This is a genomic window from Streptomyces sp. NBC_01314, assembly GCF_041435215.1.
GTDB lineage: Bacteria > Actinomycetota > Actinomycetes > Streptomycetales > Streptomycetaceae > Streptomyces.
Map to the genome: position 1 here is coordinate 5177472 of NZ_CP108394.1, position 11999 is coordinate 5189470.

Annotated in this window: 10 protein-coding genes and 1 pseudogene; 4 read left to right on the forward strand and 7 right to left on the reverse strand. The window is 68.8% G+C overall.

All coding sequences use genetic code 11. The features are described from left to right. Nucleotides 1-204: 204 nt before the first annotated feature. Nucleotides 205-2823, reverse strand: a complete 2619-nt coding sequence (gene clpB, locus OG622_RS22640) for an ATP-dependent chaperone ClpB (protein WP_371578454.1) — start codon at nucleotides 2821-2823, stop codon at nucleotides 205-207. A 199-nt stretch (nucleotides 2824-3022) separates the two neighbouring features. On the opposite strand from clpB, the gene OG622_RS22645 reads away from it, so the two are divergent. Then, on the forward strand, nucleotides 3023-3436 hold the full coding sequence (locus OG622_RS22645; protein WP_371578455.1) for a pyridoxamine 5'-phosphate oxidase family protein: 414 nt from the start codon (nucleotides 3023-3025) through the stop codon (nucleotides 3434-3436). A gap of 187 nt (nucleotides 3437-3623) precedes the next feature. On the opposite strand, the gene OG622_RS22650 is transcribed toward OG622_RS22645, so the two are convergent. Then, nucleotides 3624-3959 (reverse strand): hypothetical protein, encoded by a 336-nt coding sequence (locus OG622_RS22650; protein WP_037702762.1) that lies wholly within the window; start codon nucleotides 3957-3959, stop codon nucleotides 3624-3626. Between the two features lie 310 nt (nucleotides 3960-4269). Here OG622_RS22650 and OG622_RS22655 point away from each other — a divergent pair, with 310 nt between their 5' ends. Both OG622_RS22655 and OG622_RS22660 read left to right on the forward strand, forming a co-directional pair. After that, nucleotides 4270-5280: a helix-turn-helix transcriptional regulator gene (locus OG622_RS22655; RefSeq protein ID WP_371578456.1), complete on the forward strand. Its 1011-nt coding sequence runs from the start codon at nucleotides 4270-4272 to the stop codon at nucleotides 5278-5280. A gap of 5 nt (nucleotides 5281-5285) precedes the next feature. Further along, nucleotides 5286-6287, forward strand: a complete 1002-nt coding sequence (locus OG622_RS22660) for a LuxR C-terminal-related transcriptional regulator (protein WP_371578457.1) — start codon at nucleotides 5286-5288, stop codon at nucleotides 6285-6287. Here OG622_RS22660 and OG622_RS22665 read toward each other — a convergent pair. Next, on the reverse strand, nucleotides 6244-7305 hold the full coding sequence (locus OG622_RS22665) for a LuxR C-terminal-related transcriptional regulator (protein WP_371578458.1): 1062 nt from the start codon (nucleotides 7303-7305) through the stop codon (nucleotides 6244-6246). The genes OG622_RS22660 and OG622_RS22665 overlap by 44 nt on opposite strands. 792 nt (nucleotides 7306-8097) lie before the next feature. Here OG622_RS22665 and OG622_RS22670 point away from each other — a divergent pair. Further along, entirely contained in the window at nucleotides 8098-8565 is a 468-nt protein-coding gene (locus OG622_RS22670; RefSeq protein ID WP_371584179.1) for a GNAT family N-acetyltransferase, read from the forward strand. On the opposite strand, the pseudogene OG622_RS22675 reads toward OG622_RS22670, so the two are convergent. From OG622_RS22675 to OG622_RS22690, 4 genes and pseudogenes are all read right to left on the reverse strand, one after another. Beyond that, a pseudogene (locus tag OG622_RS22675) lies at nucleotides 8566-8756 on the reverse strand (hypothetical protein); the annotation flags it as partial. Between the two features lie 89 nt (nucleotides 8757-8845). Beyond that, nucleotides 8846-9397 carry a hypothetical protein gene (locus tag OG622_RS22680; RefSeq protein WP_371578459.1) on the reverse strand — a complete coding sequence of 184 codons (552 nt, stop codon included), beginning with the start codon at nucleotides 9395-9397 and terminating at the stop codon, nucleotides 8846-8848. A gap of 442 nt (nucleotides 9398-9839) precedes the next feature. After that, nucleotides 9840-10997 (reverse strand): sugar ABC transporter substrate-binding protein, encoded by a 1158-nt coding sequence (locus OG622_RS22685; protein ID WP_371578460.1) that lies wholly within the window; start codon nucleotides 10995-10997, stop codon nucleotides 9840-9842. A gap of 606 nt (nucleotides 10998-11603) precedes the next feature. Next, nucleotides 11604-11903 carry a hypothetical protein gene (locus OG622_RS22690; RefSeq protein WP_371578461.1) on the reverse strand — a complete coding sequence of 100 codons (300 nt, stop codon included), beginning with the start codon at nucleotides 11901-11903 and terminating at the stop codon, nucleotides 11604-11606. Nucleotides 11904-11999: the final 96 nt, after the last annotated feature.

The following is an 11999-nucleotide window of genomic DNA, read 5'->3' on the forward strand; positions in this document are numbered from 1 at the left end:
AGGAAGTACTGGCGGAGCCCTTCCTCCGGACAAGTCGCTCCCGTCGTCCGCCCCTGCGGCTCCGCTCGGGTCGGGGTCTCCCGCTCGGCGCCGAAGCGGCAGGGGGAGGACATTCGCGCGGCTCCCGACCTGTGCGTTCCCTCGCGCGGCCCCGAAGTACCCGAAGTACTTGTCCCGGGGCCGCGACCGGAGAATGCCTTCGCCTTACAGCGTCTTACCCGTCCCTTCCTGGGGAACCGGGCCCACGATCAGCCCCTCGCCCTCCCCGAACGCGTCCACCCGGACCGTGTCGCCGTCCTTGACCTCGCCGGAGAGGATCTCCTTGGCCAGGCGGTCGCCGATGGCGGTCTGGACGAGACGGCGGAGCGGGCGGGCGCCGTACGCCGGGTCGTTGCCCTTGTCCGCGAGCCAGGCCAGGGCCTCGGGGGTGACCTCCAGGGTGAGGCGGCGCTCGGCGAGGCGCTTGGCGAGGCGGTCGATCTGGAGCTTCGCGATGCGCTCCAGCTCCGCCCTGTTCAGCGCGGAGAAGACCACGAGGTCGTCGAGACGATTGAGGAACTCCGGCTTGAAGGAGGCCCGCACCACGTCCATGACCTGCTGCTTCTTCACCTCCTCGCTGGTGACCGGGTCGACCAGGTACTGGCTGCCCAGGTTCGAGGTGAGGATCAGGATCGTGTTGCGAAAATCGACCGTACGGCCCTGTCCGTCCGTGAGCCGGCCGTCGTCCAGCACCTGCAGGAGGATGTCGAAGACCTCGGGGTGTGCCTTCTCCACCTCGTCCAGCAACACGACCGAGTAGGGACGCCTGCGGACGGACTCCGTCAGCTGGCCGCCCTCCTCGTAGCCGATGTACCCGGGGGGCGCGCCGACGAGCCGGGCGACGCTGTGCTTCTCGCCGTACTCCGACATGTCGATGCGGATCATGGCCCGCTCGTCGTCGAAGAGGAAGTCGGCGAGGGCCTTGGCCAGCTCGGTCTTGCCGACGCCGGTGGGGCCGAGGAAGACGAAGGAGCCGGTGGGGCGGTCGGGGTCGGCGATACCGGCCCGGGACCGGCGTACGGCGTCCGACACCGCCCGTACGGCCTCGCTCTGGCCGATCAGACGGCGGCCCAGCTCGTCCTCCATGCGGAGCAGCTTCTGGGTCTCGCCCTCCAGCAGGCGGCCGGCCGGGATGCCGGTCCAGGCGGCGACGACGTCCGCGATGTCGTCGGCGCCGACCTCGTCCTTGACCATGGTGTTCTTGGACGCCGCGGCCTCCTCGGCCTCGGAGGCCTCCTCCAACGCCCTTTCCAGCGTGGGGATCTCGCCGTAGAGCAGCTTGGAGGCGGTGTCGAAGTCGCCGTCGCGCTGGGCGCGTTCGGCCTGGCCGCGCAGCTCGTCGAGCTTCTCCTTGAGTTCACCGACGGCGTTGAGGGACTGCTTCTCCTTCTCCCAGCGGGCGGTGAGGTTGCGCAGGTCCTCCTCCTTGTTGGCGAGGTCGCGGCGCAGCTTCTCCAGGCGGTCGCGGGAGGCGGCGTCGGTCTCCTTGTCGAGGGCCATCTCCTCCATGCGGAGCCGGTCCACGGACCGCTGGAGCTCGTCGATCTCGACGGGCGAGGAGTCGATCTCCATGCGGAGCCGGGAGGCGGACTCGTCGACGAGGTCGATGGCCTTGTCGGGCAGGAAGCGGGAGGTGATGTACCGGTCGGAGAGGGTGGCGGCGGCGACCAGTGCCGCGTCCGCGATCACGACCTTGTGATGGGCCTCGTACCGGCCCTTGAGCCCGCGCAGGATCGCGATGGTGTCCTCGACGGTCGGCTCGGCGACCAGCACCTGCTGGAAGCGGCGCTCCAGCGCCGGGTCCTTCTCGATGCGCTCGCGGTACTCGTCGAGGGTCGTCGCGCCGACCATGCGCAGCTCGCCGCGGGCGAGCATCGGCTTCAGCATGTTGCCCGCGTCCATCGCGGAGTCGCCGCCGGCGCCCGCGCCGACGACGGTGTGCAGCTCGTCGATGAAGGTGATGATCTGGCCGTCGGAGCCCTTGATCTCCGCGAGGACCGTCTTCAGCCGCTCCTCGAACTCACCCCGGTACTTGGCCCCCGCGACCATGGCACCGAGGTCCAGCGAGACCAGCCGCTTGTTCTTCAGCGACTCGGGCACATCGCCCTTCACGATCCGCTGGGCGAGCCCCTCGACGACGGCGGTCTTGCCGACGCCGGGCTCACCGATGAGGACGGGGTTGTTCTTGGTCCGGCGGGAGAGCACCTGCACGACGCGCCGGATCTCCTGGTCCCGGCCGATGACGGGATCGAGCTTCCCTTCCCGCGCGGCGGCGGTGAAGTCGGTCCCGAACTTCTCCAGGGCCTTGTACTGCCCCTCCGGATCGGCTGTGGTCACCCGGCGTCCTCCCCTTGCCTTCTGGAACGCCTCCTGCAACTTCCTGGCGTTCGCCCCCTGCCGGGAGAGTACGTCCCCGGCCTGGCCGCCCTTCTCGGCGATCCCGATCAGGAGGTGCTCGGTGGAGACGTACTCGTCGCCCAGCTCCTTGGCCTTGGCCTGGGCCTCGGCGACCACGCTCAGCAGCTCGCGGTTGGGCTGGGGCGGCGACACGGTGGAGCCGGTCACACTGGGCAGACCGGACAGGATCTTCTCGGCGCCGGTCCGCACGACCGCCAGGTCGGCCTCGACCGCGACGAGCAGGTCGGTGATGTTCTCGTTGTCCTGGCCCTGGAGCAGAGCCAGCAGCAGGTGGGCGGGGGTGAAGTCGGCGTGTCCCTCGGACACGGCCTGGTTGCTGGCCGCGTTGATCGCGTCCCGGCTCCTGTTGGTCAGCTCGGCGTCCACGTTCGCGTTTCCCTCCTTGCGTCAGCCGTTGCGTCGGTCATCAGTCTTCAGTCTTCAGTCCGCGGTGCCGGTCGGCCCCGGCCATACTGACTTGGGCAACGTGCACAAAGTTGAGTCTATTCCACTCAAGGTGGAGTGTGGAGAAGCTTCCTGAGACCTGAGGACCGGGTATCCCGATTCCTCGCTAGATTCCTGGGCCGTGAGCACCTATCGAGTGGACCCCGGTAACCCCGATGCCGCATACCTCGCCTTCTGGCAGGAGCGTCACCTCTGCACCCTGACCACCCTCCGCGCCGACGGCAGCCCCCATGTGGTGCCCGTCGGCGTCACTTACGATCCCGCGGCCCGGATAGCTCGGGTGATCACCCGTACGGGGAGCGCGAAGGCACGACACGTGCGCGCCGCGGGGGCCGAGGGCGCCAGGGTCGCCGTGTGCCAGATGGAGGGCGCGCGCTGGGCCACGCTGGAGGGGCTCGCCCGCGTCCACGAGGACCGGGAGCGGGTCGCGGAGGCGGAGCGGCGGTACGCGGAGCGGTACGGCAGGGAGCCGCGGCCCAACCCGCTCCGCGTCGTCATCGAGATCGAACTGACGGGGGCGCTGGGGCGCGGCTGACGGTCACCGTCAGCTTCCGGTTGACCTTTTTTCGGACAGATGAGCGGGCGGACGGGCCCGTACCGATACCGGCGGGCATCCCGAAATATCCCCGTAAGCCTGCAGCGGCGTCACCGTGTTCAGGTCACGGTGACGCCGCTGCTGGGGGGGAAGCGCCTGAGCGATTTGAAACGACGGGGGAATCGCTTCAGGCACTGCGGGGGGTGGCTGATACGGCCGTGGAGGCCGGGGTCTCCGGCTCGGCGAGCCGGTGGTCGCGCTGGTCGAGATTGACGAAGACCATCCCGTACCGGACGGCACACCGCACTGGCTGCGGCGCGCCGCGCGGTCGCCGCAGACACCGGTACGCCCGGATGTCCTCGTCCTCGTCCCTCGTCACCACCACCGGTTCGCCGAACACGGTCACCATCAACGAGTCACCGCTGTGGGGGATGGCGGTGGCCAGGTCGATGAAGTGCCAACCGGAGCGGTAGGCGGTGGCCATTTCTCGGCGGAAGGAACGGTCGTCAGGAGGAGTGGTCACATCAGCCCCCCGCACCATCATCAGCCGGAGGTACCGGCCAGCTGGTGTCCGAGGCTCGCGCCAGTGCCGTCGACTCCGCCACCGCCGGCCAACTGGTGTCCGCGCGAATATCACCCTTCGCATCGGAGAGACCACCCAGCGCTCCGAAGATGAAAACGGTGGAAAAGGCGGCGACAAGCACCGAGCGAAGCATTCTCTTGCGCATAGTCGGCTTCGTCCTCACTTGAAGGTCCCCTCTTTCCCCCGTCGAGTACGACGATGGCTCATTCGGGCACTTCATGGCCACATAATCAATGCATCATGTTCCTGCATGTTCAGGACCCTGGGGGGTGGAGATTTGATGGAAAATCGGGCCAAAGTGGCACATCCCCACACGGTGGCTGATCTGTGTGACGACGGAGCACGTCTCTACGCACACGCACTGCGGACGGGACGCATCACACGTGAGGACGTGGAGCCCGCCCCATGCCTCATGGAGTTCGCCCTCCTCCATCCCGACCCCGATGACGCGAACTGGCTCCGCCCGGTTCCCCCTTCGGTTGTACTGGCCCAGCGACTCAACCCCATAGAGCGCGACATCAGCGAGCAGCGGCGGCGGTCGATCGAGCTCACCGACGCCTTCGAACCCTTCATGGCCCTCAGCGCACAGGTGTCGGCCCCGACACACGCGATCAGCGTGCTGGAAGGCGGCGAGCGGATCCAGATGGCACTGAACCTGGCCACCGCCGAGTGCCAGACCGAGGTGCTCACGGTCCAGCCGAGCAACCGCATATCAGAGCGCAACCTGCTCCAAGGCCTGGAACGTGACAGACCGTTGATCGAACGTGGTGTGCGGATCCGTACCCTGTATCAACACACGGCCCGGCACAGCCCGGAGAAGCTGGCCTACGTGGCACGACTGTCCGACGGCAAGGTGGAGTACCGCACCATCGACGAGCTGGTCGAGCGCCTCATCATCTGCGACGACACCGTCGCCTTCATCCCCACCCGCGACGACCAGCAGGTCGCCCTCGAACTCAGGCATCCGGGCCTCGTGCGTTACCTGGTCAAGGTCTTCGAGTTCATGTGGGGCCGAGCGGTCCCACTGACCGCCGGCGCCCCCTACGAGACCGCGTCCGACGGAATCAGCGAGATCCAGCACTCCATAGCCAAGCTGCTCATCGAGGGCCACGTCGATGAAGCCATCGCCCGCCGCCTCGGCATGAACGTCCGCACCTGCCGGGCCCACATAGCCAAGCTGGCGACGGCGCTGGGCAGCGGCAGCAGGGCCCAACTCGGCTTTCGGATAGCGCAGTCGGGAATGCTGGAGCAGGAGAGCTGACCGACGTGGGAGACGGGTTGTACGGGGTCTCCGAGGGTCACGAGCACGGACCAGCGGAGTTGTGCGAGGCGGGGCTGGACCTGTACGGGCAGGCGCTGCGCGAGGGCCGGATCCCGGCAGAGGACTCCGATCACGTGCCCTGTCTGCTCGACTTCGGGCTCCTGCGCGCGGACGACAAAGACCCACGGTGGCTGCGCCCGCTGGCGCCGACGCTGGCCCTGCCGCGACTGCTGCACGAGAGCGCCCGGGACATCGCCCGGCGGCGGCACGACGAGGCCCGGCTGGCGGAGGCGTTCGAACCACTGCTGGCACTCGACGGGCTTTCCGAGTCGGTCACGGAGGTTCCGGGCATCGGTCTGCTGACCGGATTCGACCGGATCAACGAGGCCATAAGCCTGGCCATGGACGAGGCCCGCGACGAGTTGCTCACCATCCAGCCCGGGGGCAAACGCTCCCCCGTGCGTCTGCGTGACGTGGGCCTCCCCCGCGAACAGCGGTTACTGTCCCGGGGCTGCCGCATCCGCACGCTCTACCAGGACACCACGCGGCACGACCTCGGAGTCGTCGCCCACTTCGAGCAGCTGACGGGTGACGTCCAGGTCCGCACCCTCGACGAGGTCACGAAGCGCCTCCTGATCGTGGACCGGTCGGTGGCCTTCCTCCCCGCCAGCGAGGACCGCACGCGGGCCCTGGAGATCCGGCAGCCCGCCCTGGTCTCCTTCCTCGCCACGGTCTTCGACCGCCTTTGGAGGCTGGCCACCCCCATGTATCCCGAAGCCGTCCGGGTCCCCTCGACCGACGGCGTCACCCCCCGCCAACGCGCCATCGCCCGTCTCCTGGTGGAGGGCCACACCGACTCCGCCATCGCCGACCGTCTCGGCCTCAACATCCGCACCGCCCGTCTGCACATCGCCAAGCTCGCAGCCCAGCTGGGCAGTGAGAGTCGAGCCCAACTCGGCTATCTCATCGGGCGGTCGGGGATTCTGGAGCGGCAACCGGAGCCGTAGGGGAGGGCAGGGCGGGGAGGTCGTCCGGTGGGGTGGAGCGGGGTGGGCCGTCGAGGCCGGCCTGGGCGATGCGGACGCCCAGCTGTGTACGGCTGGCCGCGCCGAGCCGCTCGGAGAGGCGGGCGATGTGGGCCCGGCAGGTGCGGACGCTGATGCCGAGCCGCTCGGCGACCACCGCGTCCTGGTGGCCCTCCGCCAGCAGTGCCGCGATGGACCGCTCCCGGTGGGTGATGCCCGTGACACCGGTCGACGGGAGGGACTCGGCGAGCGGGACGCCGAGCCGCCACAGCCGTTCGAAGACGGTGACCAGGTACTCCACCAGCGCCGGGTGGCGGATCTCCAGGGCCATGGTCCGGTCGGTGTTGGCGGGGATGAAGGCCACGGTGCGGTCGAAGACGATGAGGCGTTCCACGACCTCGTCCAGGGTGCGGGCCTCCGCCGACTCCCCCATCAGCTCCATGTAGTTGTGCAGGCCCTGCCCGTGCCGGGCCACATGCGTGTACAGGTCCCGCATGCGCACACCCCGGCGGCACATCGCCAGCGCCCGGTGCAGCCCCTCGCGCAGCTCGTCCTCGCGCCGGATGCCGCCCGGCTGCACGGTCAGCACCTCCGAGGTGCAACGGTCGGTGGCCTCGTCGATCGCCGCCCGGATCCGGGCCAGCCCGTCGAGCACCCGGATCGCATTGCTCTCCGCCGACTGCCTGCCCCGGGAGCTGCCGAGGCCCGCGTACCACTCGACGGCGTCGACCGCCGCGCCCATGCGCGCCTGGCTGGCGCTGACCTCCGCGTGGACACCACGCAGCAGCCGGGTCATGACCTCCTGCGGGGAGGTGGGAACCAGCCAGCCCATGTCGTCGGGGTCGGGGTGCAGCAGGGCGAGGTCGAGCAGGCAGGGCACGGGGTCGGCGTCCGCGCGCGGGACGCGGCCCCGTCGTACGGCTCTGGAGTACACGCGGTCCCCGGCGGCGCAGAGCCGGTCGGCACCGTGCGGATGCTCCTCGTTCGCGTGCCCGGCCATCAACCAATTCACCCCCGGCTCCGAGCTGTTCGCAGCGCAACTATGCGCGGCCCGCACCGGCTCCGCAACACGTCATCACCGGTATTCTGTCCTCGTACGTACCACTGCACCCCTATATCTCCACCCCTCAGGCAGTGCGCTCTGCAACAAGCTGAAGATGGCGACAGGATGCATGTTCTGTGCAGAGCGAGTGAACTCGTTGAGATTGATCGCTCAATTCAGTAGCAAATTCCTCTTCTCCGTTCGCCGAGTTTCCCTCGGCTCGCCCTGAAAACGGAGAAGCAACAACGAGTTGCGGGTGAGGGCAGCGCGTCAGTCGTCGCGCCTCATGCGGACGGTCCGGCCGGACCTGCTGCCGAGAATCGTCCTGGTGAGCCGCCTGCCGAGCGAGCGGCCGACTGGCCGAGGAAACAGTCTTCGCAAGGAAACTGGTGGCCACACTCAGTCCGCGCGAGCGGGAACTCTTGCATTTCTGGAGAGTCCTGTCGAATTCACACATGGCCGATACGCTGACCATCAGCGGACACACCGTCAAGGACCATATCTGTGCCGTCTAAACGAAACTCGAGGTCGACGGCCGCGTGCAGGCCGCGCGGAGATCCCCCACCCGCAGTCGCCGCCGCCGTGCGGACGCCCCCCGGTCGGGGCATGCCTCACAGCCACCGCGGAAACCGTTGGACACGTCCTGGGCTCTTCACGACGATTCGAGTTGTGACAGACAAAGTCGAGCGCCGAACCCCTGCGCCCACGAGCCCGAAGTCCGTGCGGTTTGTCGAGTTGTCGAGCGCGACCATGAGGGCCTTGCTGGAGGACGACCTGGCTGGCGCCAGTGCCGAAGCAGGTGTCGCTCTCACCGAGGACTTCGTCACCGACACGGCGAAGTGGGTGTGGCGGTATCGGGTCAACCAGCTGGCCTCGGACCCGGGTTGCGTGGGGTGGATCACTCAGATCGTGGTGGCCCAGCCGGAAGGTGTCGTCGTGGGGTTCGCCGGGTTCCAGGGGCCGCCGGATGAGGCGGGGATGGTGGAGCTCGGTTACTCGGTGACCCCCGTCCACCGTCGTCAGGGCTACGCCAGGGCGATGCTGACCGCGTTGGTCCGTCGTGCCGCTGCCGAAGCCCGAGTCGGGACCGTGCGGGTGACGATCAGTCCTGACAACGCCGCATCCCTGGCCACGATTTCGGGATTCGGCTTTGTGGAGGTCGGAGAGCAATGGGACGAGGAGGACGGCCTCGAACTCGTATTTGAAGTTCCGGTCTGATCAAGCTGCTGCCGCAAGCGGTCGGCCGCCCCAGCGGATGCCTCTCTCGCCTCGGACAGTTCTCTCGCTTCGAATGCGGGCATTCGCTTCGGATACGGGTGCTGGCTTCGGATACGGGCGCGTTCCTTGCGCTGGGCGGCGAGCACGTCGGGGTGGCGGGCGTTGGCGTTGCGCCAGCGGAGACAGGTGTGACGTCCAGGGGCATCTACCGCGGGGCGGCCGGGGGCGCCTCGTAGTCCCGGCCGACTCACGGGGCCGGTGGTACCCGGCCTGGTCGTGACTATTGGTCCTCCGGCTCCTCCCGCGCGTAGTCCGTCAGTACGCAGCCGGCCTCGCCCTCGTCCTGCCGGTAGGTGCTCGGTATGTCCACGCCCGGTTCGCAGACGAGGTAGAGGAGGCCCGCATCGAGGAGGGCCTTGGCGTTCTCCTCGTTGTCGGCGTCGACGGCGAAGGTCGTGCCGACCATCAGGCCCGTGTCGTCGGCGATCTCGGAGTTCGCCACGTCCTTCTGGAAGTCGCCCAGGCTGGTGAAGTGCAGGAAGTCGATGTCGATGTCGTCACTGACGTCGCATTCACCGGCGCTGTCGACCGCGTAGCTGACCTGGGCGCGGAACTCCAGCAGCTCTTCGCCCACGTAGTAGTCGGTGTCCTGGCATCCGACGTGCTTCTCCAGGAAGAGGGCGACCGCTTCCCTGTCCTTGGCCACGGGAAGCATCTCGCCCTCTCCGTCGCCGCAGCCGGAGACGGAGAGGGCGAGCAGCAGGGCGCAGCCGGACGCGGTCAGGGCGGAGGGCGTACGGCGGGTACGGCGGGTACGGGCAGGTGTGCGCAAGGCAGGGGTCCTCTGGGGATCTGAGTGAGGGAAGGGAGGGCGTGGGGGGTGGGGGGTGGATCAGCAGGCCGGCACAGGGGCGAGGGCGAGGAGGGCCGTCTGCCGGGTGTCGCCGCGGCCGATGGGCGGCGCGGCGGAGAACGCCGGCGCCCTTCCGGTGGGCCGCTTGGCGGCAGGCACCGATCCGGTGTGTCGCGCGGCGGATGTTCGCGCACGCGACGTACGTGTGTCCCAACTGCTCTGAGGCATGCGACAGTCGCCCCCCGTGATCACGACATGACAAACCGCAACCCTAGACCATGGCAAATCCGCACGGCCGTCGAGGGCGGCCTCGCACCAGTGGCGCTGCCCGGCCGCGACAAAACACGGCCCGCCAGGGCCACCGCCCGGCCGAAGCACTGGCGGTGGCCCTGCCGGGCCGGGGGGTGTGGGGCGGTCGGGGCTAGTCCAGCTTGGCCGCTTCGCACGCGTCCTTGAAGGCCGACGTGCAGATCTGCTTGACCGTGTAGATGCCGTCGGCGATGACCGTGTCCTTGATGTTGGACTTGGTCAGCGCGACCGGGGGCACCAGCTGGGCCGGGATCTTCTTGGTGGTCGGGGAGTCGATGCTGTCCTTGGCGAGGGCGTCGAACTCGATGGAGCGGCCCTGGACCTTGGCGACGGCCATCTCGGCGGCGGCGCTCGCCTGCGTCGGGAACGACTTGTACACGGTCATGTACTGGTCGCCCGTGAGGATCCGCTGCACGGCGTCCAGGTCGGCGTCCTGCCCGGTGACCGGCGGCACCTTGGAGACACCGGCGGTCTTCAGCACGTCGATGACAGCGCCGGCGATACCGTCGTTCGCGGCGTAGACGGCGTCGATGTTGGCGACGCCGAGCTTGGCGACGGCCTTCTCCATGTTCGCCTTGGCAACGACCGGGTCCCAGTCCTTGGTGTCGAACGTCTCGGAGATCGTCACCTTGTCCTGGAGCTCGGAGAGCGCGCCCTCCTTGAACATGGCGGCGTTCGGGTCGGTGGGGGACCCGTTCATCATGACGATCTTGTTGGCGGCACTGTCGCCCAGATCCTCCACCAGCGAGCGGCCCTGCACCTGCCCGACCAGCTCGTTGTCGAAGGAGACATAGCCGTCGATCGGGCCCTCGGCCAGCCGGTCGTAGGCGATGACGGGGATGCCCGCGTCGTGCGCCGTCTGCACGGCGGAAGCGATGGTCTTGGAGTCCACGGCGTCGACGATGATGATGTCGACCTTGTCCGTGACCATCTGCTCTAGCTGGCTGTTCTGGGTCTCCGGGTCCTTCTCCGCGTTGGCGTACTTGGTGACGCCCTTGTTGTCGGTCAGCTCGGCGATCTTCTTCTTGATGTTCGGGTAGTCGAACTGCTCGTACCGCTTGGTGTCCTTGTCGGGGAACAGCACGCCCACCGTGATGTCGTCGCCCTTCGTGGGGCTCGCCTCCGCGGTGTCACCGACGTCCACGACCCCGCAGGAGGCGAGGGAGACGGCCGCGGCGGAGGCGGCGAGGGCGGTGGCGGTACGGCGCAGAGCGGTGGTGCGACGACGTATACGAGTGCTGGGGGTGTTGCTGGTGGTACGGGCGTTCACATCAAGGGCCTTCCGGGCGTGGGTGCAGCGCAACTGCGACCCATGTGGCTGAAAGCCAACGTGGTGGTCACCTCAGCGTCAAGGACCAGCCACTTAACGAGATGACAACAGCCTTGTGTGGTCTCGGTGTGATGAGGGTAGAGCAAAGGGCCCCCGCTGTCGCCGCTCGGACCGCACGTGACACGAGCCAACGGATGGCGCCGGGACCCGCCGGAGATCAATGTTCGTCGTACGACCGGACGTCGGGTATGAGGGGGTTCGCGGCGGCGGTGGTCGAGGTCATGTGGGCGGGGTGGCAGGTCAGCGCGGTGACCGGTCACCGCCCGTGGACGGGTGTGACCGGGCCGACGGCGACCGGGACCACCCGGCACCCGGCCGGCCCGCCGCCCCTGTCCGGCGGGCCGGCCGGGCACCGGCGGGGGGGCAGCGGGTGGCGGACCTCACGCGAAGCCTCATGCGAACCCGCGCGCGGCGGCCTCGGAGGCGGGGGTCGGGTAGCGGGGCGATCGGGCGGGTGGGTGCCGTCCTGGCACCGGTCGGGTTCCGGTCAGCTCGTCCCTGCGTCGAGCAGTCGGTACCGCTCCATTTCGGCCGGGCCGATCATCATCAGGCCTCGGCGATCTGCTCACGGTCGGCCGAGCACAGCCGCTCACGCTCCTTCGCCAGCCGCCCCTGCGCGGCGCGCGCGGCCTCGATGACGGCGGGGTCGGGGGCGTCCTTGGCCTCCTCCGCGGCGATCCGCGCGCTGTGGGCGCCGACCGCCCCGTTGACGGCCTCGATCGCCGCCTCGTACGCCGCGGTCTCCTCGTTCGACCAGTCGTGCGGCTCCAGCTCGCGGGTCACCGAGATGCCGTTGCCGCGTGCGGCGTCCCGTGGAGCGCCCTGCGGAGTGTCCCGTGCCGTCATGTGTCCCTCCGGTGTCCCGGTGTCCAGTGGTCCTTGTGGGGGGCGGCGGACGAGGGCAGCCGGGTTCCCGGGAACCCGGAGGGCGGAGGGTGGAGG

Bases quoted from the DNA above. Each gene is read 5' to 3' on its own strand.
- OG622_RS22655 (WP_371578456.1), top strand. From the start codon at position 4,270: ATGTTCAGGACCCTGGGGGGTGGAGATTTGATGGAAAATCGGGCCAAA.
- OG622_RS22665 (WP_371578458.1), bottom strand. From the start codon at position 7,305: ATGGCCGGGCACGCGAACGAGGAGCATCCGCACGGTGCCGACCGGCTC.
- OG622_RS22670 (WP_371584179.1), top strand. From the start codon at position 8,098: ATGAGGGCCTTGCTGGAGGACGACCTGGCTGGCGCCAGTGCCGAAGCA.
- OG622_RS22690 (WP_371578461.1), bottom strand. From the start codon at position 11,903: ATGACGGCACGGGACACTCCGCAGGGCGCTCCACGGGACGCCGCACGC.